Source organism: Chromobacterium sp. Beijing, assembly GCF_021496765.1.
In the GTDB taxonomy this organism is placed as follows: domain Bacteria; phylum Pseudomonadota; class Gammaproteobacteria; order Burkholderiales; family Chromobacteriaceae; genus Chromobacterium.
The window spans coordinates 2,343,962-2,365,178 of the sequence record NZ_CP053750.1; the positions used below are offsets into that span (position 1 = coordinate 2,343,962).

23 protein-coding genes are annotated in these 21,217 nt (G+C 61.4%); 15 read left to right on the forward strand and 8 right to left on the reverse strand.

Features of this window, described 5'->3' with window-relative positions:
- Positions 1 to 5: 5 nt before the first annotated feature.
- Positions 6 to 791, reverse strand: a complete 786-nt coding sequence (locus HQN78_RS10830) for a GntR family transcriptional regulator (RefSeq protein WP_107800290.1) — start codon at positions 789 to 791, stop codon at positions 6 to 8.
- A gap of 261 nt (positions 792 to 1,052) precedes the next feature.
- Between HQN78_RS10830 and HQN78_RS10835 the strand changes: the two genes are divergently transcribed.
- The 5 genes from HQN78_RS10835 to HQN78_RS10855 all read left to right on the forward strand — a co-directional run bounded on the left by HQN78_RS10835 (position 1,053) and on the right by HQN78_RS10855 (position 8,692).
- Complete coding sequence (locus HQN78_RS10835) at positions 1,053 to 2,510, forward strand: NCS1 family nucleobase:cation symporter-1 (protein ID WP_235089462.1); 1,458 nt, start codon at positions 1,053 to 1,055, stop codon at positions 2,508 to 2,510.
- Positions 2,511 to 2,856: 346 nt separating this feature from the next.
- A complete protein-coding gene (locus HQN78_RS10840) occupies positions 2,857 to 4,191 on the forward strand; it encodes a DUF3422 family protein (protein ID WP_235089465.1) in 1,335 nt (444 codons plus the stop codon).
- A 175-nt stretch (positions 4,192 to 4,366) separates the two neighbouring features.
- On the forward strand, positions 4,367 to 4,936 hold the full coding sequence (locus HQN78_RS10845) for a cysteine dioxygenase family protein (RefSeq protein ID WP_107800292.1): 570 nt from the start codon (positions 4,367 to 4,369) through the stop codon (positions 4,934 to 4,936).
- A 78-nt stretch (positions 4,937 to 5,014) separates the two neighbouring features.
- Positions 5,015 to 5,641, forward strand: a complete 627-nt coding sequence (locus tag HQN78_RS10850; RefSeq protein ID WP_107800293.1) for an LpxA family transferase — start codon at positions 5,015 to 5,017, stop codon at positions 5,639 to 5,641.
- Between the two features lie 648 nt (positions 5,642 to 6,289).
- Positions 6,290 to 8,692, forward strand: coding sequence for a M66 family metalloprotease (locus tag HQN78_RS10855; protein WP_235089467.1), 2,403 nt, complete (start codon positions 6,290 to 6,292; stop codon positions 8,690 to 8,692).
- Positions 8,693 to 8,860: 168 nt separating this feature from the next.
- Here HQN78_RS10855 and HQN78_RS10860 read toward each other — a convergent pair whose 3' ends face one another.
- A complete protein-coding gene (locus HQN78_RS10860; RefSeq protein WP_227107549.1) occupies positions 8,861 to 9,493 on the reverse strand; it encodes a LysE family translocator in 633 nt (210 codons plus the stop codon).
- Between the two features lie 45 nt (positions 9,494 to 9,538).
- On the reverse strand, positions 9,539 to 9,967 hold the full coding sequence (locus tag HQN78_RS10865; RefSeq protein ID WP_146176696.1) for a hypothetical protein: 429 nt from the start codon (positions 9,965 to 9,967) through the stop codon (positions 9,539 to 9,541).
- Between the two features lie 847 nt (positions 9,968 to 10,814).
- Here HQN78_RS10865 and HQN78_RS10870 point away from each other — a divergent pair.
- The 9 genes from HQN78_RS10870 (at position 10,815) to HQN78_RS10905 (ending at position 17,005) form a co-directional block, all read left to right on the forward strand.
- Positions 10,815 to 11,090, forward strand: coding sequence for a hypothetical protein (locus HQN78_RS10870; protein WP_235089468.1), 276 nt, complete (start codon positions 10,815 to 10,817; stop codon positions 11,088 to 11,090).
- On the forward strand, positions 11,087 to 11,458 hold the full coding sequence (locus HQN78_RS25545) for an amidase family protein (protein WP_255701232.1): 372 nt from the start codon (positions 11,087 to 11,089) through the stop codon (positions 11,456 to 11,458). The genes HQN78_RS10870 and HQN78_RS25545 overlap by 4 nt, the downstream gene beginning before the upstream one ends.
- Positions 11,404 to 11,910, forward strand: coding sequence for an amidase family protein (locus HQN78_RS25550; protein WP_255701233.1), 507 nt, complete (start codon positions 11,404 to 11,406; stop codon positions 11,908 to 11,910). The genes HQN78_RS25545 and HQN78_RS25550 overlap by 55 nt, the downstream gene beginning before the upstream one ends.
- Positions 11,883 to 12,440, forward strand: a complete 558-nt coding sequence (locus tag HQN78_RS10880; RefSeq protein WP_235089470.1) for an amidase family protein — start codon at positions 11,883 to 11,885, stop codon at positions 12,438 to 12,440. Before HQN78_RS25550 ends, HQN78_RS10880 begins: the two co-directional genes overlap by 28 nt.
- A gap of 1 nt (position 12,441) precedes the next feature.
- Positions 12,442 to 12,753 (forward strand): DUF1484 family protein, encoded by a 312-nt coding sequence (locus HQN78_RS10885; protein WP_235089472.1) that lies wholly within the window; start codon positions 12,442 to 12,444, stop codon positions 12,751 to 12,753.
- Between the two features lie 712 nt (positions 12,754 to 13,465).
- Positions 13,466 to 14,359 (forward strand): hypothetical protein, encoded by an 894-nt coding sequence (locus HQN78_RS10890; protein WP_235089475.1) that lies wholly within the window; start codon positions 13,466 to 13,468, stop codon positions 14,357 to 14,359.
- Between the two features lie 30 nt (positions 14,360 to 14,389).
- Positions 14,390 to 15,154 (forward strand): ABC-three component system protein, encoded by a 765-nt coding sequence (locus HQN78_RS10895; protein WP_235089477.1) that lies wholly within the window; start codon positions 14,390 to 14,392, stop codon positions 15,152 to 15,154.
- Positions 15,151 to 15,375, forward strand: coding sequence for an ABC-three component system middle component 7 (locus HQN78_RS10900; RefSeq protein ID WP_235089479.1), 225 nt, complete (start codon positions 15,151 to 15,153; stop codon positions 15,373 to 15,375). The genes HQN78_RS10895 and HQN78_RS10900 overlap by 4 nt, the downstream gene beginning before the upstream one ends.
- Entirely contained in the window at positions 15,365 to 17,005 is a 1,641-nt protein-coding gene (locus HQN78_RS10905; RefSeq protein WP_235089481.1) for a DUF2326 domain-containing protein, read from the forward strand. The genes HQN78_RS10900 and HQN78_RS10905 overlap by 11 nt, the downstream gene beginning before the upstream one ends.
- Before the next feature lie 111 nt (positions 17,006 to 17,116).
- Here HQN78_RS10905 and HQN78_RS10910 read toward each other — a convergent pair whose 3' ends face one another.
- From HQN78_RS10910 to HQN78_RS10930, 5 genes are read right to left on the reverse strand one after another with little or no spacing between them, the layout of a single operon-like run.
- Positions 17,117 to 17,401 (reverse strand): hypothetical protein, encoded by a 285-nt coding sequence (locus tag HQN78_RS10910; RefSeq protein ID WP_235089483.1) that lies wholly within the window; start codon positions 17,399 to 17,401, stop codon positions 17,117 to 17,119.
- On the reverse strand, positions 17,385 to 17,537 hold the full coding sequence (locus HQN78_RS10915) for a hypothetical protein (protein ID WP_235089484.1): 153 nt from the start codon (positions 17,535 to 17,537) through the stop codon (positions 17,385 to 17,387). The genes HQN78_RS10910 and HQN78_RS10915 overlap by 17 nt, the downstream gene beginning before the upstream one ends.
- A gap of 43 nt (positions 17,538 to 17,580) precedes the next feature.
- Positions 17,581 to 18,522: an alpha/beta hydrolase gene (locus HQN78_RS10920; protein ID WP_235089485.1), complete on the reverse strand. Its 942-nt coding sequence runs from the start codon at positions 18,520 to 18,522 to the stop codon at positions 17,581 to 17,583.
- Position 18,523: 1 nt separating this feature from the next.
- Entirely contained in the window at positions 18,524 to 19,402 is an 879-nt protein-coding gene (locus HQN78_RS10925; protein ID WP_235089486.1) for an alpha/beta fold hydrolase, read from the reverse strand.
- Positions 19,403 to 19,433: 31 nt separating this feature from the next.
- On the reverse strand, positions 19,434 to 20,489 hold the full coding sequence (locus HQN78_RS10930; protein WP_235089487.1) for a sugar phosphate isomerase/epimerase: 1,056 nt from the start codon (positions 20,487 to 20,489) through the stop codon (positions 19,434 to 19,436).
- A 112-nt stretch (positions 20,490 to 20,601) separates the two neighbouring features.
- Between HQN78_RS10930 and HQN78_RS10935 the strand changes: the two genes are divergently transcribed.
- Positions 20,602 to 21,204, forward strand: a complete 603-nt coding sequence (locus HQN78_RS10935; RefSeq protein WP_227107533.1) for a TetR/AcrR family transcriptional regulator — start codon at positions 20,602 to 20,604, stop codon at positions 21,202 to 21,204.
- The last annotated feature ends 13 nt before the right edge of the window (positions 21,205 to 21,217 follow it).

Consider the following 21,217-nt stretch of genomic DNA (forward strand, 5'->3'; position numbering starts at 1 on the left):
GCCATTTATCGGCCGCTGCGCCGCTTGGCGATACCGTGCAACACCGCCTTCAAATCCGGCCCGCCGGCGCTCTCTTCCTCAAACCGACAGTTGCCCTCCACGGCGTCGAGGTGACGCCGCATCCATTCCACCGCCTCATCCGCCTGTCCGTTCTCCATCAGTTCTAGAATCTGCTGATGATCGGCATGGCGGCATGAACCGGCAATCGGCGCGCCGTAGCGGGCAATGATCAAAGAGCTGCGCACAATCAATTCATGCAGGATATCGGTCAATAATTGATTCCCGGCGATGGACAATAGCCGCAGATGAAAGGCGCCGGACCACGTAATGGCCGCCGACCGGTTCTGCTCGTGCTGGGCCTTGCACTCTTGCCGCAGCGCGTCCGCCAGCGCGGACAGATCTTCCTTGCGCAAATTGGCCATGGCCAGCGGCAAAGCGCCGCACTCGATCAACCTTCTGGCGGCGAAAACATCACGCGACTCCTGCACCGTCGGCTCCGCCACCGAAGCCCCTCTATTCGGACGCAAATCAACCAGCCTCGCAATCGACAGGCGCTGCAAGGCCTTGCGCACCCCTGCGCGACTGACGCCAAACGCCTCCGCCAGCGCATCCTCCGGCAGTTTAGTGCCCGGCGGCAACTGCGCCTCGTAAATGGCCGTCAGCAAATGCTCGTAGACCAACGCATCCTTGGCGCCGACCTCATCCAAAGCCGCGTCCTCCTCCTTGCTGCGCTCCGACACCCTCCCCTCCCTTTCCCTGTCCCATCCGCGGCGCAAAACGACGCCGACCATCAAAACAACAAAAATTGTTCACAATCAACAATAATATTGTACACAACAAAAAACGCAAAATACAATGCGCCATCAGTGTTCAACAAGAAAAAATCATTAAAATCAGCGGATTGGCATGTGGTTTGCTGCAGAGATGTTTTGTTAGGCCATGGACAGCCATGGAGCCTTGCAAAACCCTAGTAAATCATCCTTTATTTTGTATACGAAAATAAAAAAATCGTAGACAAAAAAGGAGCGACTCACCCCATCAGGAGTCACCCTATGTCAGAGCAACACCCCGCCCGCTATAGCGACCGGCTATACAACGAAGACCTCGGACCTCTCAAGCAGCAGAACTGGAACTGGTACAACATCTTCGCCTTCTGGATGTCGGACGTGCATAGCGTTGGAGGCTATGTGTTTGCCGGCAGCCTGTTCGCTCTAGGCCTCAATGTCTGGCAGGTTCTGCTCTCCCTGCTGATCGGCATCTGCCTGGTCAACCTATTCTGCAACCTGGTGGCCAAACCCAGCCAGCAAGCCGGCATCCCTTACCCCGTGGTCTGTCGCATGTCTTTCGGCGTATACGGCGCAAACGTGCCCGCCGTCATCCGCGGGCTGATCGCCGTGGCATGGTATGGCATCCAGACCTTCCTGGCTTCCAGCGCGCTCAACATCATACTGCTGCGCTTCTTCCCTCAGCTCGCAGTTCTTGCCCACGGCAGTCTGCTGGGCTTGTCCTACCTTGGCTGGCTGGGATTCATGATTATGTGGACGCTGCAGGCCATCGTGTTCTGGCATGGCATGGAATCCATCCGCAAATTCATCGATTGGGCCGGCCCCGCGGTATACGCCGTCATGCTGCTGCTCGCGGCGTGGGTCGTCTGGCGGGCGGGCCCCGCCAATATCAGCCCCACGCTGAGCGAAACCAGCCATCAGGGCCTCCTCGCCCTGGGTCAGATGGCGATCGCCACCGCCCTGGTGGTCTCCTATTTTTCCGGCCCCATGCTCAACTTTGGCGACTTTTCCCGTTACGGCAAAACGTTCAAAGAGGTCAAACGCGGCAATTTCTGGGGCCTGCCGGTCAACTTCCTGGCCTTTTCCATCGTCACCGTGGTCATCACCTCCGGAACCCTGACCGTATTCGGCCGCATGATTACCGACCCCATCGAAACCGTCAGCAAGATCGACAATACGCTGGCCGCCGTGCTGGGAGGCTTCACTTTCGTCACCGCCACGATCGGCATCAACATCGTGGCCAATTTCGTTTCCGCGGCTTTCGACTTTTCCAATGTCGCCCCCAAGCACATCAGTTGGCGGACCGGCGGTTTCATCGCGGCTTTCGCCTCGATTTTCATCACGCCCTGGAATCTGTTCAACTCCCCTCAGGTCATCCACTATACGCTGGACGTGCTGGCCGCTTTTATCGGTCCCTTGTTCGGCATCCTGATTGCCGATTTCTACCTCATCCGTCATCGCGTCATCCACGTCGACGACCTCTACAGCAATCAGCCCGGAGGCCGTTACTGGTATCAAAACGGCGTCAACCCCAAAGCCCTTTACGCCTTGGCCCCTTCCGTGCTCATTGGCCTGATCATTACCTTCAGCTCATGGGAAACGCTTGCCAACTTCAATTGGTTCATCGGCTGCGGGCTGGGCTTATCGACTTACTACCTGCTGATGAGGCGGCACGGCAAGACGCTTGCCCTGGTCGCGCCGGACGCCGTCGCCAGCCAGCCCTAGCAGGCCAGCGCCCGATTCAGAGCCGCGAACAAAACCTCGTGGATAAGCCCAGCCCCAGCGCGCCGACGCAGACGACCTTGTAGCCGCGCAGCTAACACAACGTTTCCGCGAAGCTACAGTCCCGTCGTACGACAAGGGGGCGCATCGCAGGCTCAGGGGTTTTAGCTGAACAGTGATCAGCCCAAGGCTAGGCGGGCAAAACACGGATCTAAAGACCGAGAACAAAACTAAAGGGCGGCCGCGGCCGCCCTTTATTCATGGCGAAACAATCCGGCGTCAAAATATGCTGCATTGCAACATAAAACGCTTTATGCTGAAGACTGCCCGCCCGCAACCGGAGCCCGCCATGACCGCCGAACTCTCCGATCCGCCCCGCCTCCGCCTCAACGAACATCCGCAACGCCGGCAACTCAACCGCGAAGCCCACGCCAGGCCCGCGCTGCAGATCGCCTCCGACAACCGCGTCAGCTATCTGGCCTATCTGCACCGCCACATCAGCCGCGAACAGGAAAACTGGTTATGCCGGGAACTGGCGCTGCAACTGGGACAGCCGGCGCCCGACGTCGGGACCGGCCAGTTTCAGCTGGACGCCGCGTTTGGCCGCGTGCGCTGGGAGCGGCACGGGGAATTTTCCAGCTTCACCATCCTCGCCCACGGCGCGGAAACCAGCCCCTTCGCCCAACCCGCGCTGCAAGCGCTGCCGGCGGCCTGGCTGCCGCTGCTGCCCGGCAATGTGCTGGTGGCCGCCCACGCCGCGCTGTTGCCGCCCGGCGCGCTGCCGCTGCGCATCGAGGATCTGGCCGCTCAGTGCTTCAACGGCCACGATCTGGCGGGCGCGGAGATAGGCGACGGCGCCGGCCGCGCCTACACCGATTTCCGCATCCACCCGGACGGCTTCTCCCGCTATCTGCTGGCGGACCTCTATATGGGCCGCCGCCAGGCCGGCCGCATGTTGCAGCGCCTGCTGGAGCTGGAAACCTACCGCATGCTGGCCCTGTTGGCGCTGCCGGTGGCCAAGAGCATCGCCCCGGAGCTGGCCAAGGCGGACGAGGAACTGGCCGAGCTCACCGGCGCCATGAGCGGCGCCGGCGCCGACAGCGAGCCCCAGCTGCTGCACCGTTTGACCGAGCTCGCGGGCGCGACGGAAAACGCGCTGTCCCGCACCGATCATCGCTTCAACGCCTCCCTCGCCTATTACGACATTGTCCGCAGCCGCGTCGCCGAGCTGCGCGAACGCCGGATTCACGGCCTGCAGCCCTTCCAGCAATTCATGCAACGCCGCCTGGCACCGGCCATGGACACCTGCCGCGCCGTGGCCGCGCGCCAGCGCGAACTGGCGGCGCGGGTCAACCGCGCCACCGCGTTGCTGCGCACCCGCGTGGACATCCGCCGCGAACGGCAGAACCAGGCGCTGCTCACCTCGATGGAGCGCCGCGCCGCCATGCAGCTGCACCTGCAGCAAACCGTGGAAGGGCTGTCCATCGCCGCCATCACCTATTACAGCGCCGGCCTGATCGGCTATCTGCTCAAAGGCGCCAAGGCCGCCGGCCTGCCGCTCAACGTGGAGCTGGCCACCGCCGCCGCGGTGCCGCTGCTGGCGCTGGCCATCGCCCTGGGCCTGCGCCGCACGCGCTCCGCGCTGCGGCGCCACGGCGAGGCGTCCGGCGCGCCGAGCAGCTGAAACCTGCCCATTCAGGCAGCCGGGCCGCGGCCCCATCGGCTATACCGAATCCATAGCCGCGGCCCCGCCGCCGCGAACTTTGCCGGCGCGGGCCCAGTCAGAAAAACGCCGCCCGCGCTCCAGCCCGACGGACAGAACCCACTGTCCGCGTCCGCGCCGGCCAAAGGAGAAACCGATGAACGACACCTTATGCGCCGCCGCGCAGTCCGCCTTCCCCCTCAGCCCCAGCCTGGCCGCCTCCTTGCGGCAATTGGACGCCTACCAGGCCAATCTGAACATCGAGCAGATCCGGCTGTTTCACGATTCGCTGCAACTCGGCCCGGACGATTTGCAGCCCTTCCGCCAATTCAGCGACGAACGCTACCGCCGCAACCAGATCTACCTCAGCCCCTGGTGCGAACTCTTGCTGCTCTGTTGGCGCAGCACCCAGCGCAGCCGCATCCACAACCACCGCGGCAGCCTGTGCGGCTTGCGCGTGCTGCAAGGCGCCGCCACCGAAACCGTGTTCGAACGCACCGATCACGGCCTGGTGTACGCGGTGGAGTCCCACCGGCTGGAAAGCGGCAGCCTGACCGTCAACAGCCATCTGGACATCCACCAGATCTCCAACCTCCAGCCCTACGGCGAAGACTTGGTCACCCTGCATCTGTATTCGCCGCCGCTGCGCAAAATGGAACTGTTCAGCCTGGAATCCTCCCAAGTGGAGCGCCCCGGCGACTCCATCAGCTGGGTCTACGAAATCTGAAGCCGCGACGGCCGGCCTTCTGGCCGCCTCGCGCCGCCGGCCCTACAATACAAATCTCCTTACGCAACAGGCTCAACCATGTCCTCCGCCCTCGCCGCCGAGCTGTTCGCCGACCTGCTCACCCACTTTCCCTGGCTGGACCGCGCCCAGCCGCCGTGGCATTGGCTTGGCCGGCTGCCCGACAGCCTGGCGCGGCAAAACGCCTTGCTGGACCCGGCGCACTGGGCGGTGGACGGCGACATCGCCATCCACCGCAGCGCCTCGATCGAAGCCGGCGCCGTCCTCAAAGGCCCGCTGCTGATCGGTCCCAATTGCCGCATCGCCGCCCACGCCTATCTGCGCGGCGGCGTGGCGCTGGCCAACGACGTGACGGTGGGACCGGGCTGCGAACTCAAAACCTGCGTCATCGGCCCCTACTCGCGGCTGGCCCATTTCAACTTCGTCGGCGATTCCGTGCTGGGCGCGGACATCAATATGGAGGCCGGCGCCGTCATCGCCAACCACTGGAACGAGCGCCGCGACAAGACCATCACGCTGCGCTGCCGCCAGCAGGCCTGGACCCTGCCCACGCAGAAATTCGGCGCCCTGGTGGGCGACCACAGCCGCATCGGCGCCAACGCCGTGCTGTCTCCCGGCACCTTGCTGCCGCCGCACGCGGTGGTGGCGCGCCTGGAATTGGTGGAGCAAGACCCGGAGCTGGACTGAGTCCAAGACCGCACCGCCCTTCACATCCCGCGGCGGCCGAACCGGCCTGCGACGTCTCCGCCCGGCGGCCGGCCTTTATTCGGTTAGCCGAACGCCAAGAGGAGGCGGGCCTTGGAGCCGGTTCAAAGTCTCGCTAGCACAAGCGAGACAAGGCGAAAACCGCTGAGGAGAAAGCGGAATCCACACCTGTCGCATGAGCATTTTGAAGCGGGTTTCAACGCCGTAAGGAAGCGCTGCTGTCATCGCTAAGCCTCTTGGCGTTGCCATTATTTCATTGACAATCAAACCGCCGGAAAATCAATGAAAGAACAATTTCGTCTTCCATAAAAGCCAAGAAAACACCGCTCTCTCTATTCACATCAAACAAGCCGCCGTCCTTTAAAACCTGGGACGATCAAGCCGCCAAAACACGGCGGGATCAAACAGACGGAAAACCGCCACGCCGCAATTAACCCCCAAGCATCCACAACGAAAAAACCAATAAATACAGTCATCTTTAAAACAAAATGCCGCGTTAAAATAACCGGCATTATTCACAAAAACCACCCCCGTCCAGAAACTTACCGCATAAGGTCCAGTCACTGCTGATAGCTGCGCGGCTATGGATCCAAATGTCAACCACCCTCATTCATATAAGGGAAAGAGAACATGCGCCTAGCTATTATTCCAAGTCTGCTGATCGGGGTTTCTTTATTTGGCTGTAATGAAGACGACGCGCAAAAACAGCTGGCCGGGCAGGCCGCCGGCTATGCCGCCGTCGCCAATGCCTGGCCGTTCAACGCCGTCGCGCCGCGCAATGATCTAAGCGGCGCCTTTGAAGGCGAGGTATCCGTCGCCCAAAGCCAGATCATGCCGGCCGGCTCCGGCGTCGCCGGAGACAGCCAGCCGCATTTGGTGGCAGGACGCCAAGCCTTGCTGATGCTGCGTCCGATTTCCGCCATCAGCGCCGACAAGCCGCTGCAAGTCGCCGTCAAGGACAAGAGCGGCGCCACGCTGGGCACGCTGTCGCTGAATCCGCCCGACAAACAGCCCAAGACGGCGTATTTCGTCGACGGCGCGCCGGAAGGCGGCATTGACTTCACGCCGCCGTCAGGCGCTCAAACCACCATCAGCAGCAATGCCGATCTGGCCAAGCTCGACGACCCCAACGGCGCCTTCCTGCGCGGCAAGCTCGGCGCCAACGCCATGGTGAATATCCAGACCGCGGACGGCAGCTGGGTCAAGACCGCCTATCTGCCCGCCGACGCCTCCTTCGAAGGCAAGATGATCCGCTTCCAGTCCCAGGCCGGTTACGGCTCCACGGTGCGCTACAGCTCGCGCGCGGTGGACGTCAGCCGCGGCGACACCCTGCTGTTCAAATACGTCAACGGCCAATGGTTCCGCCAAGGAGAGCTGGACAACAACCGGATCGTCTACGCGCAAAACCTTTGGAGCGCCGTCCTGCCGGCCGCCTGGGTAAAGCCGGGCATGTCCCTGCAGTTCAGCCACGCGGCGAAATCCGGCACCCTGGCCAAGCTTGAAGTGGGCCCGGCCACCCAGCTGCTGATCAACACCATAGACATCGGCATGCTGGTGGAGCCGCGCCGGGCTTTCGCCTTCGCCAACGATCCCGGCGCGCATCGCGAGTACCTGCAAACCGTTCCGCTCAATCAACTGCTGGTGGCCCAGTACGAACCCGTCCATTTGAAAGAAGTGATGCTGCCGGACGGCAGCCGGCTGACTCAACAAGACCCCAGCGAGGGCGGCTGGCATACCGGCACCATGCGGGAGGACATCGGCAAGGAACTGATTTCCACCGGCATCAATTACGCCAATTACGGCGTCAACAGCACGGCCGGCCGCGGGGCGGACTTCCCCTTGACCGCCGCCTTGCTGACCGCGCACAACAGCCAGGGCCGCTACGCCAACGGCGTGCAAGTGCACGGCGGCTCCGGCGGCGGCGGCGTGGTCACGCTGGACGCGTCCCTGGGCAACGAGTTCAGCCACGAAGTGGGCCACAACTACGGTCTGGGCCATTATGTCGGCGGTTTCGACGGTTCGGTTCACCGTCCCGCCGGGGCCATCAACTCCAGCTGGGGCTGGGATGCGGACCTCAAGCGCTTCCTTCCCAACTTCAGCGGCGTCGTCAGCAATCAAGACACTTGCATGCCGGAAGGCAAGCCCTGCCAGACGCCCTTCGCCGGCCGCAGTTACGGCCTGGACGCCATGGCCGGCGGCAGCCCGATGAGCGCCGTCAACCGCTTCACGCTGTATACGCCCTATGTGGCCAAGCGGATTCAGCAGTTCCTGGAGAGCAAGCCGGTGTTCGACCCCGCCTCGGCCACCGGCTTCAGCCTGTGGAACGCGTCCAGCCAAAGCATGCAGCCCTACCCTCACCGGATCGCGCCGGACACGGCGACCGTGCCGCTGGAAAAACTGAGCGAGGCCTATCTCGCCGAGGCGATAGGCAAGGCCGACCGCGCGCTGATCAAGATGGAAGACGGCTATTGGACGCGGGAGGTCAAGGCGCCGGCGGCCAGCGCCGCCAACAAGGGCAAGCTCATCACCATAGACAACCGCGCCACCTACGCCACCAGCCTGCTGGCGCCCGGCCAGACGTTTACGATAACGGGCCGCAGCGGGGACAATCACTTCGTGTCCGACGGCCGGCTGTGGGTCAAGACGCAGTCCATTGAAACCGACCGCAAGCCGCAGCGCTTTGGCGTGCCGGTCACCACCTTGCTGGGGTATTACGACCCGGAGATGAAACTCACCTCCTATATATACCCGGCCCTGCGCGGCGCTTACGGCTATAGCTACCCGGATGACGGCGCGTCGGCGTCCTCCGCGCAATGCCAATTGCAGGTCGACACCGCCAGCGGGCAGCTGAAGTTCAAACTGCAAAGCACGCGCGTCAACGGCGAGGTGATGAACAAATTCCACGTCAACGTGCCCAGCGCCTTGCAGCCGCAAAACACGAAAGTGGTTTGCGGCGGAAAAACGCTGGCCAGCAAGGCGGTTCCCGCGGCGAGCGGCGCTTTGCGCTACACGATCAACGGCGTATTGCAGTAAGGCTCTCCCCGCCTAAGCGCCCGAGCAAGAGCGGTTTTCAACGCTCTTGTCCATCCATCCCGCCGACGCGCGGCAGGCCATGAACCGGTTCTTAGGCTGAAACAATGCGGCGGCCCCATTCAACGGGGCCGCCGCATTGTTTTTCTCGCCGGCAAGCGCTCAATCGCGTCAGCGCGGCTTTTCAAACAGCATTCTGACCGCCAGGCCGCCCAAGACCGTGCCCATGATCCAGCGCTGGGCCACGCCCCAGGCCGGTTTCCGGACCAGAAGCGCGGCCATGGCGCCGGCGCTCAGCACGATCAAGGCGTTGACGCTGACGCTGATCAGGATTTGCGTGAACCCGAGCAATAGCGATTGGGACAACACGTCGCCGCCCGCCTTGGACAGAAACTGCGGCAACAGGGCCAAATACATCACGGCGATTTTCGGATTCAGCAGATTGGTCAGAAAACCCATCATGAACAGCTTGCGGTCGCTGTCCGGCGCCAGCTCGCGCAGCTGGAAGGGCGAGCTGCCGCCGGGTTTGAGCGCTTGCCACGCCAGATACAGCAGATACGCCGCGCCGCCCAAGCGCAAGGCGTCGTAGGCATAGGGGATGGCCAGCAGCAAGGTGGTGATGCCCAGCGCCGCGCACAACATGTAGAACACAAAGCCCAGCGCCACGCCGGACAAGGAGATCAGCCCGGCCCGCTTGCCCTGGCAGATGGAGCGCGAGATCAGATACATCATATTCGGCCCCGGGGTGGCCACCATGCCCAAGGAGACCAGCGCAAAGGCCAGCAGATTCGAGTATTCCGGCATCGTCGTTCCCAAATGAAATCAAGCCGCCATTGCGCGGCTACAACACTACACCAGCGCTTGTGGCAGGCTGACCTCGGGATTCTGCTCCCTGACGAAATCCACCACCGCGCAGAAGAAGGGCGAGGGCCGCCGCCAGAACAGCGGGCGGATGCGAGAATCGAGCAGCACCAAGCCACCACGCGGATGGGCGTCGGCTTTCAGCCACAGACGATCCACCGCCCCTCTATTGCCCTGGCCATGCGTCAGAAAACGGATGGCATCAATAGCGGCAACATCAACCTCGCGCCAGCGATATTCTGTTTCCACACCCACATAAGCGATCTTGCGGCCAACCCAATCCAGCCGCACCCGCTGCAGGAACACGCTACAGCCGATAAGAAAAGCCATGAGATTGATGCCCAGCAGCAGCACGCCGCTCCCGGTCAAATCCTGATGCAGGCTGCCATGCGGGTCATGGTACTGGAGCCAGCTCATCACGCAGGATACCGCCAACACTATGAGCTGGAGGCGGAATACGATGCGAAAACCCGTCAGCAGGGTGTGAGTGCAAGGGCGTTGATCTGTCATCGCTCAAAGTTACAATTGCGGAATATCCATGCTAGGCCATCACAACCGCCGAACCCGACCGGCATGACGACGCGGGCCGCACATGATGCCCTAATTCCGCCCCGACCTTCAATCCGCCCGCAAACCGCAGGTGGAAGGGCGGCAGCCCGGGCCAGGCGCGCAGGGTCCAGCGAAGCAAGAGATGCACCTACTTGAGTACAACAATAAATGACAACGCTCTGATCAAGCTGTTCAAAGCCGACGCGGAACTGGCCGCTGGCCGGGAACCGGCGATGAAAGCGCTCATCTGTAAAAGTTCTGATTTGAACTGACAATCGGGCGCCGTCAAAACGAAAGGCTGCCAGATCAAGTCTGAACTTCTACCACTTATCCCACAGAACCCACTAAATTTGGCGCCTGCGCCCCAGCCTTAAACGGCCACCCCCTGTCGTTCCCCAATCCATTAGTCCCAACAAAAACAATCCGCCCCGCCATCAGCTTGACGCCCCACCCCCGCCTCAGTACCCTTTGTGTCGCGCAGCGTCCAATCACGCCGCGCAGGGTTTGGAAGCCCAAAAACTCGTAATCGCAGACTCGTTTGTGCCCGCTTTGGCACAACTACGTCTGCTGCCACGCTGTGCCCATTCGGACAGGCCGTGGCAGGGAGCTCCTCGTGAGCTACCGGTTTTTGATTACGAGTACCGGTCTTCCAACCTTGTCACGCGCCTGTCCAAGTCTCGCCGGACAGGTTTCCAACGCTGACTTGGAGACCGCAATGACCTCTCCCTCGACTCTCGCCAAACCGCCCCCCGCCATTCGCCAGGAACAACTGCGCCTGCTGTCCCAAACCCTGGACGCTTGCGCGCTGGCCTTGAACTGCCTCTCCCAATTGCGCGCCACCTTGGCCGCGATCCAAGCCCAAACCACTCCCCCCTCCCATCAACATCTATTAGCTCGCCTCTCCGTCGACGTACTGGACCACTACGCTGCCCAGTTGCAGCAGATCAACACCGCGGCCCAAAGCGAGTATCTGGCATGGGGGACGACATGAAACCCAGCTTGATGCATTTGCATAGGGATTTGCTGCTGGGCAACACCAGCAGCGTGGCGCTGACGAAACAGGCGCTCCACGCCATTGCCTGCCATCAACAAGCCGGCGGCGCGGCTTTTACCCAAGTCAACGCCAAAACCGCCCTGGCCGTTGCCCGGCAACTTGACGCCGCCCGGCTCTACCCCACCCCGCTAGCCGGCCTTCCCCTCGTCATCAGCGATGGTTTCGACGTTCAAGGCCAAGTCACTTGCGCCGGCTCCGTGGTGCTGAAATCCAAGCCGCCCGCCAGCCAGGACGCAGCCAGGACGCAGCCGTGGTCGCAAGCCTGCGCACAGCCGGAGCGGTACTGCTGGCGCGCGCCAATATGAGCGAGTTCTCTTACTCCAGCCTGGGCCTGAACCCTCATTACGGCACCCCGCTGAACCCCGGCGATCCAACGCGCATTGCCGGCGGCTCCAGTTCCGGCGCGGCGGTCAGCGTGGCCCTGGGCATGAGCGCGGCCGCGCTGGTGTCAGACAGCAGCGGCTCCGCGCGCATTCCCGCCGCCTTCTGCGGCCTGGTCGGCTTCAAGGCCACGGCAAAACAGATGCCGCTGCAAGGCTGCCTGTCCTTATCGCCCTCGCTGGACTCCGTAGGAATGTTGGCGCGTTCGGTCTCTTGTTGCTCGGTCCTGAGCGCCGTGCTCAGCGGAGGCTGGATGCCCACCCATATCCGCAACAGCCAGCCCCGGGAATCAAAAGATGCCGGCTCTATGTCACCGAGGACTATCTCGCGGAGCAACTGGACCCCGAGGTGGCCCAAGCGTTCGACAAGGCGCTGACGCGCTTGTCCAAAGCCGGCGCCCGCATCATTCGCTTCGACTTTCCCGAACTCAGGCAGATTGCTGAAATGAACGCCCAGGGCGGGCAAATCGCAGCCGAAGCTTGGCGCTGGCACCATGCGCGGCTGGAAGAGGCAGACTGCCGCCACCTTGATCCGCGCATTGCCCAACTCATCCGGCAAGGGGCAAATCAGAGCGCCGTGGATTATCAAGACCTGCTTGAGCAACGCCGCACGCTGCAAGCCGTCGCCGCGCAACGGCTCTCCATGGCCGACGCCTGGCTCATGCCCACTGTGGCGATCCTGCCGCCCACGCTGGCTCAGCTGGAGAACGATGACGCCTATACCCGCTTGAATCGCCTGGTGCAGCGCAATAGCGCCGTCGTCAATCTGCTGGACGGCTGCGCCGTCAGCCTGCCCCTATCCCCCCAAATCGGCCTGAGCGTCTGCGGACTGCACGGCCGCGACACCCATATTCTGAAATTGGCGGCCGGTATTGAAGCCACGCTGGCGCAGCCGGAAGGAGAATGACATGGATGGCCCAATACCCGTGATGGAGCAATTGAAGCAGCTGAATCAAAACTTGCTGGACGCCCAGCCGGATCAAACCGCGCTGTCCCATCTGGGCCAGCAACTGGCCCAGCAGTGCGCGGAAATGGATGCCTGTCTGCTGCAGGGCTTGATGGAACTGCGCGCCGCCCATATCGGCTTGCAAGCCATCCTGACCCTGCTGCAACGGCGCGATGAACCGCTGCTGTTCAGCAGCGATGAAGCAGTTGCACTGCTGGAGCCGGTGCAACAGCGCTTGAGCCACGGCCTAAGCCGCATCAACCGCCTGGTGTAGCCGGCATATCGCCAAGGAGCGCCCCGACAATGACGCCTATATAGAGTAAAAGCAGGCATATTGCTGTATGAGCTTTTACCTATAAGTCTTCATGAATTTTTAATAGTCATATTTATGCCTCGGCTTCGGCTGGGGCATTTTTATGTGGGCTACCGCAAGGCGCTTGATCAGACATTACGTTTGCAACAGCTGTAACTCGGCCGGAGCCACCATTTAGTCATCCTGAGCCATCTGGCTGCTTTGTGACACTAAACAGGCATAGGACCTGTCTGCGCAGGCCGTGTCGATTCACCTGTCTGACAGATCTATCTCTACTTCTCAGTCGCACCATTAATGCCAATTGGGTTAATATTTGGGAAATGTAAAAATGCCGTGAAGACAGGGCAGAGCATGGAAAACGAACAACAAGCCTGCAAGTACCAGGCCAATTACACAGAAGCCCTCCTGGGTGGGCTTTTCTCGGGTGGTCGATCCAGCGGGTCGCCACAACATCCTGAATCGTCGATAGCGAGAGCAACGTCAAAATAGGACTGGGCAACGAAAATGCTCCTCTGACCCAAACCTTTTTGGGCCTCTCTCCTGGGACGAGAGGATTCTTGAGGTTCCAGGGGAAGGAACCTCACCCTCAGTGCCACCAAGATCCAGTATCAGGAGGAGTTGCTGACATGAGCCTTACCAGTTCAACCACCAGCCCAATTGGGGAGAGATACAAATGACCGCTGAGGAGTATTTGGCCGACGCACAAAGGCTGATCGGGATGGCAAGCAAAGAAATTTCCCCCAACATGAACGATCAGGAGGTGATTGCCTCCACCATGTTCTTCTCTCTTGGGGTCGAGCGTCTGCTGAAGTTCATTCTTGCCGATGTGAACCCGGTTTTCGTGTTGAGCAACGGGGATTTCAAGAATGCAGCCCCTTGCCTTTACAAGCACAGGTTCGTGAACGACGATCAGCACAAAGTGACGTCAAGCCAACCGGACCATGATGTGGTCTCGTTTAGGCTTGCCCTGCAACGCGCGCTACTTTTCTCGAATGGGGTGAAGGACCATCGCCAGCTTTTGTACACACTGGCTAACCATCGGGACATTCTGGCCCATCGTCCATTATCTGGGTTAGATATCCCCAAGGCCAAACGCCTCCTCACAAAAGACGCCTACAAGTTGTTGAACGACATTTGCTCCGAGCACTCCATTCCGACAAATGGGTTTTTCGGGGAAAACAATGACCATCTACAAACTTTGAGCAACAGGTTACAAGAAGAGGAAGCATTCGCTCAGGACATGGAGGCGCGGCTTGAACAGCACCGGGCTCTTTGGATTGATCGTTCTTCGAGCCCGGAGTTTGTCAGCCAGGCCAAGAATCAAACAGCATCATTACTGCTCCTGCCCGATCAGGATTTCAGTTATGAGCCAATTGACTGTCCTGCATGCGCTCAGGAGGCCGTAGCGAGAATAGAGCCTGACTACGATTATGATCCGGTCGAGAGAATATCTTTTGTGACCGGTGTTTTTGTCGACAGCATCAACTGCTGCTTCTGCGATCTGCAACTAACGGATTATGAGGAGTTGAACTATGTTGACGCCAACTCGATTCTTAGTGGTGACTAACCCCCAAAAAAACTCCTTAGGGATGCACTAGTGACGAACACAAGACGTAACTACAACGACGCGGAGGTCGCTGCCATGCTTGCGCAGGTCCGCAGCCGTTGCCCACTGTGTGACGATCCACTTTTCTACCGGAAGAAGCAACGGCAGTTCAAGGGGTATGATCTGGCACACATCTACCCGCTGAACCCGCGTCCAGAAGAAGTCACCGAGTTGGTGAACTCCCCAAGGCTGTGTGCTGACGTCAACGACCCAGACAACATCATCCCGCTCTGCATCAAGTGCCACAGAAAGTTCGACAAGCCCCGGACGGAGGATGAGTATCTCGAACTGTATCAAATCAAATTTGATGCGCTGCAACAAGAGCAGCAACGGTCGCTGGCTTCGCAGTACCCCCTTGAGCAGCAGATTACCGAGGTCGTTGCGCACTTGCACAGCGCTGCAATAGAACAAGACGGTGGTTTCGAGCTTGCGTTCACTCCAAAGGCGATCAATGACAAGCTGGACGCGACGATGCCGCCCCCCACCAAGCGGAAGGTTCGCAATGCTGTCGAGGATTACTTCCGGCATGTCCAAGCCGCCTTCTTGGAACTGGAGCGCAGCGACCCTGGGTGCTCCGAGCTGATCTTCGTCCAGGTCAAGTCGTTCTACGTGATGCAGAAGCGGCAGAGCCTGACGCAGGCACAGGTGTTTGCCAATCTAGTCGCTTGGATTCGTACTCGCGCGAAAGCTCAAACCCTTGAGTCCGCGGAGGCCGTAGCTTCATTCTTCATCCAGAACTGCGAGGTCTTCGAATGATCACGCCCAACAAGGTTGTTCCGCTGTCCGACTCCGTGCTGGGGCACCTGCCCCATGTCCTGAAGGTGGGACCCGACCCGACCCACTTGGTGGAACTGTTCCAGCAGGTGGGCGACAAGTTCGAGAGCATCGACCAATTCTTGCTGGCGCTAGATGTCCTGTTTTTACTTGACCGCTTGACCGTCGACTTCAGCACCGAGAAAGTTGTCTATGCTGCGTGAAATCCGCTGTGAGAAGTTCCGTACCCGCGTTGTTAGCTTTCACCCAGGCCTGAACGTCGTGCTGGGCGACGATAACGCGACCAACTCGATCGGCAAGTCTACACTCTTGATGCTGGTGGACTATGTGTTTGGCGGCTCGACACTGCTGACATGGAACAAGGACATCGTGGCTGAGCTGGGACATCACCACTATGACTTCGCCTTCGAGTTCGACGGAGAACTACATCGCTTTCGGCGCGAGACGATCACACCAGAAACTGTTTACATCTGCGATGCGGATTACAAGGTGCTGTCAGCAATACAACTGGACGAATTCACCGCATTCTTGAAACACGCGTATGACCTCGCTCAGTCAGGTCAGACGTTCCGTGCCGCAGTTGGCCTACATTTGCGCGTCTGGGGTAAGACAAACCTGATTCCAGACGAGCCGCTGCATACGTTCCCGAAGCAGAGGGATAAGGATTGCATCGACAACCTGATCAAGACGTATGACAAGTTCGAGGCGATTCGAGCGCGCGACGACGCAGCGAGAACAGCCGACGCAGAGCTGAAGGTAATCAGGGCGGCAGCAAGCAAGCAGCTCATTCCAAAGGTCACCAAGACTGGTTATGCACAGGCGAAGGTACAGATCGCGAGTCTTGAGCGCGACCTTGAAGAGGTGCGTCAGAACTTGGCCAGCTACGCGACGAGTCTGAGCGCGGTCATCAACAAAGAGGTTCTAGAACTCAAAGAGCGCAAGGATGATTTGCTTCAGCGCCACATGACCGTGGCCGGGCGCCTCCAGCGGATCGACCGCAACCTCGTAGGGAAGCGAACCTTTCACGGTGGCAACTTCCAAGATCTCCAAAAATTTTTCCCGGAGATCAACACTGAGCGGCTTTCAGAGGTCGAAGCGTTTCACGATGGCGTTGCTCGCATTCTAAGGGAGCAGCTGAAGCAGTCCAAAGAGCAATTGGCAGAGGAGTTGAAGCTGATCGACTGGAGCATCATGGATATCGACATGAAAATGGCGACAGCATTGGGATCAGTTGAGCAGCCTGAGTCGCTGGTCGACCACGTTTACAAGGTTGCATTGTCGCTTCAGACCGCGCGGGGCAGCAGAGATAGCTACGAGCTTGAACAATCGCACGTCGACGCGCGGCAAAAGGCAAAAGAAGCACTCGTGGAAGTAAAGCAACGCATCCTCACCGAGATTGAGACCAGCGTGAACGAAGAGATGCGCGAGATCGTCAGCGAAGCCGTCGGCGAGCACCGCAAGAGCCCGCACCTGTCGCTCGACGACACCTCCTACAACTTCGAGGTTTTCGAAGACACCGGCACGGGGACTGCGTACTTCGGTCTCGTACTTTTTGATATGGCAGTTTTTCGAGCAACAAACCTTCCGGCCATTGCGCACGATTCGGTGCTCTTCAAGAATATCTCGAACGACTCCGTTGCCCATCTCGTCGGGCTGTACGCAAAGATCAAGAAGCAGTCGTTTATCGCGCTTGATGAGATCCAAAAATATGGACCGGGGGCTGCCCTGACTTTGCAAAAGCAGAGCGTCATTCAGCTCAGCGACAGTGCTGTGCTCTACATCAAGGACTGGCGGCCGAGCCGTCTACCCGTGACTATGAGCGACGCAGTTTGACCGTCGATATCTGCGTCATTTCGCCGAAGTACTGGCGGAGTTGACTACTAGCTTCGAACGCGCAGCAGACAGCCCCCTGTTACAGAGGCTGGCCACTTTCAGAACATAAGGTCAGAAGTTGCCAACCCTGACTAGAATGGTGGCCAGTTTCACCTGTAGAAGTTCAGACTTGCTCTGACACTCCCACCTCCCCTTACCCCACGTCCATTCACAGTACATCAAAAAATCCGCCTCCCCCTCCTGCGGCGCCCCCGCCAAGGCCACGCCCATGCCCTCGCGTCGGATACGCCCGCCCTCGGTGTCTATGGTGTCCATGATGTGTTTGGCGGCTTTGGTCAGCGTCGCCTTGCCCTTGTCCGCCCCCACATCGCAATAGCCGCTATCCAGTGGCTTCATCTTCGCACTTGAGCACGCTTTGCACCCGCATCAAGGACTTGCGTTGCTGCTCATTTGACAAGCCCAGCCGCTCGATGACGTACTGGTTCTTGACCGACTCCAACGCCTGGGCCCGCAGGCCCTTCAGGCATTGCAAGCCGGTCTGGCGCTGACGCAGCTGGCCGTCGCTTGAAACGCAGTCAGCCGTCCACTCCCAAGGCCGTACGCACCTCGCCGCCGGCGATGTCGAACAGCGCGCCGGCGGCCGGCGTCAGCCCCAGCATGTGGATGCAGCCATGGACCATGCCGTCCAGCTGCCGCGCCGTCGCCTTGACGCCTGCCGCGTTCAGCCGCGCGGCGTAGTCCTCCGCCTCGCTGCGCAAGGGATCGAACTCGGCGGTCAGGATGGTCGCGCTCGGCAGGCCGGCCAGGCGGGTCGCCAGCAGCGGCGAAACATAGGGCGACGCCCCCTCTTCCTCCGCGGACAGATAGCTGGAGTAGCAGAAGCGCATCAACTCCCGCGTCAAGTAATAGCCGTCGCCGTAAGCCTGGTAGGAGGCGCTGTCCATCTTGTGGCTCAAGGCCGGGTAGATCAGCAGTTGATGGGCGATGGACGGGCCGCCGTGATCGCGCGCCAGCAGGCAGGCCGCGGCGGCGAGGTTGCCGCCGGCGCTGTCTCCGGCCACGCCCAGCCGGGCGGGATCCAGGCCAAGCGCTTGCGCGTTTTCAAACGCCCAGCACAAGGCGTCGTACACATCGTGCAACGGCACCGGATAGCGGTGCTCGGGCGCCAGCCGGTAATCGACGGACAAGACCACGCAGCCGGTGGCCTGGGCCAGCGCGCGGCAGGGGTTGTCGTAGACATCGGCCGAGCCCAGGCACCAGCCGCCGCCGTGGGCGAAGACCAGCGCCGGCTGCGCCGCCGCGCGGGCCTCGGGCCAATAGCCGATCACCCGCAGCGGGTAGCCGTCCCGCGCCTTCACTTGGAACACCTCCACCCGCGCCACATCTTCCAGCGGGCCCTGCTGTTGGCGCAGCCCGGCGTCGGTGTCGGCGCGCAGCCGCGCCATGTCCACGGGCGCGCCGGCCTTGCCCGCCTCCGCCTGTTCCAGCCACTGCTGGATCTTGCTATCCAAGGGCATCTCAGTCCTCGCTTTCCAGGAAGGGCAGCAGTTCGGCAATGAACTCGTCGGCGGCCTCCTCCATGATGAAGTGGCCACAGTCAGGGATGACCACGCCGCGCAAATCGTCGGCCCGGCCGCGCATGGTGTCCAGCGGGGCCTTGCCGGTGGCGTGTTCGGCGCCGATGGCGAGCACCGGCATGGCCAGCTTGCTTTGCGCGCGCCGCTGGTTCTGGCGAATGGTTTCGGGAATGGCCCGGTAATAGGCGAAGCCGCCGCGCAGGCCGCCCGGCGAGGAGTAGGCGTCGATATACACCTCCGCCGCCACCCGGTTACGCCGCCATGACCAGCGCTGGAACATGAAGTCCAGGTAGGCGCGCTCGCGCCCGGCAATCAGCGTTTCCGGCAAGTCGGCCAGCTGGTTGAACATGAAATGCCACAGGAAGATGTTTTCTTCCGGCGGCGCGAAAATCGACGGCGCCGGCGCCAGCCCGGGTATCACCGCCTCGGTCAGCGCCAGCCGGCTGACCACGCCGGGGTGGTCGCTGGCCAGCGCGTAAGCCAGCCACATGCCCACATCGTGGCCCACCACCTGGTAACGCTCATGGCCCAGCCGGCTCATCACCTGGCGCAATGTCGCGGCGACGGCGCCGGTGTCGTAGCCGCTGTCCGGCCGGCTGGACAAGCCGGTGCCCGGCGGATCCACGGCGATGGCCTGGAAGCCGCGCGCGGCCAAGGCGCGCATCACATGACGCCAGGCGAACCAGGTTTGCGGCCAGCCGGGGATCAGCAACACCGGCCGGCCGCCTCCGGCGGTGACCACATGGACGCGCTGGCCGTCCAGCCGCACGTAGTCGTGAATGAAATCGGATTCGGTGTCGATAAGGGGAAGTGCCGACATCTGTAGTCTCGCTGAAAAAGGGAATGGGAAGTCAGGCGATGCCCAGCATCGCGCGGATCTGCTGCTGATCGACCGCGGCGCCGGCGAAGTCGTCGAATACGCGCTCGGTCACATGGATGATGTGACGGTTGATGAAGTCGACGCCTTCGCGCGCGCCGTCCTCCTGGTTCTTGAGGCAGCACTCCCACTCCAGCGTGGCCCAGCCCTCGTAGTCGTATTGCGCCAGCTTGGAGAAGATCGCCTTGAAGTCCACCTGGCCGTCGCCCAGGGAACGGAAGCGTCCGGCACGCTCCATCCAGCCGCTGTAGCCGCCGTAAATGCCTTGCCGGCCGTTGGGCCGGAATTCGGCGTCCTTCACATGGAACATGCGGATGTGCTCGTGATAGATGTCCAGGAAGGCGAGGTAGTCCAGTTGCTGCAACACCAGGTGGCTGGGGTCGAACAGCATCTTGCAGCGCGCGTGCCGGTCCACCAGCTCGTAAAAGCGTTCGAAGCTGACGCCGTCGTGCAGGTCTTCGCTGGGGTGGATTTCGTAGCACAGATTGACGCCGTGTTCGTCGCAGACGTCGAGAATCGGCCGCCAGCGCCGCGCCAGTTCTTCGAAGGCGGTTTCAATCAGCCCTTCCGGCCGTTGCGGAAACGGGAACAGATACGGCCAGACAAAGGAGCCGGAAAACGTGCCCATCTCGCTCAGGCCCAGCCGCCGCGAGGCCTGGGCCGCCATCCGCAGACGCTCCAACGCCCAGGCGGCGCGCTCCGCCGGCTTGCCGCGCAGGCCCGGCGGCGCGAAGTTGTCGCACATTGCGTCGTAGGCCGGGTGCACGGCGACCAGTTGCCCGAAGATATGCGTGCTCAGCTCGCTGATCTCCAAACCGTGCGCGGTCAGCGTGCCGGTGATTTCATCGCAATAGTCCTGGCTGACGGCGGCGCGCTCCACATCGATGAAGCGGCTGTCCCAGGCCGGGATCTGCAAGGCCTTGAAGCCGGTGCGCGCCGCCCAGCCGGCGATGCCGTCCAGGCTGTTGAACGGGGCTTGATCCGCGCCGAATTGAGCCAGGTGCAGGCTGGGTCCCTTGAGTGTTTTCATGTGTCGCCCTTAATTGTTTGTCGATCGACAAATAATAGGCGACGCCAAGGCTACACGTCAACGGCGGACCGCGATAAAATTCCGCCCAAGAACAATCGAGCGAGGCGGAAAGATGGCGGGCAGGCCTAGGGAGTTTGACCGGGAACAGGCGTTGCAACAGGCGATGCTGGCCTTTTGGCGGCGCGGCTACGAGGGCACGTCGATGTCGGATCTGGTTGCGGCGCTGGGCATCGCCTCGGCGCGGATCTACGCGGCCTTCGGCAGCAAGGAGGGCTTGTTCCGCGAGGCGGTGGCGCGCTACGCCGCCGGGGACGGCGGCTTCGCCGATCTGGCGCTGCGCCAGGAGAGCGATGTGGCCGCCGCCATCGAGCGGATGCTGCGCGACGCGGTCATGCTCTACACCCGGCATGACGCGCCGCAGGGCTGCATGGTGGTGTCGGCGGCCACCAATTGCTCGGAACAGAACGACGGCGTGCAGGAATGGCTGCGCGCGCAGCGCCAAGAGCGCACCCAATCGGTGACGGAGCGGCTGCGGCGCGGCGTGGCCGACGGCCAGCTGCGGCCGGATGCCGATGCGGACGCACTGGGCGATTTCTACGCCGCGCAATTGCACGGCATCTCGGTGCAGGCGCGCGACGGCGTGCCGCGCGAGCGGCTCTTGGCCTCGGTGCGCGTCGCCATGGCCCCGCTTTGGACGGCGGCCGTCAAGGCCTGAGCCCGCGCTCGAC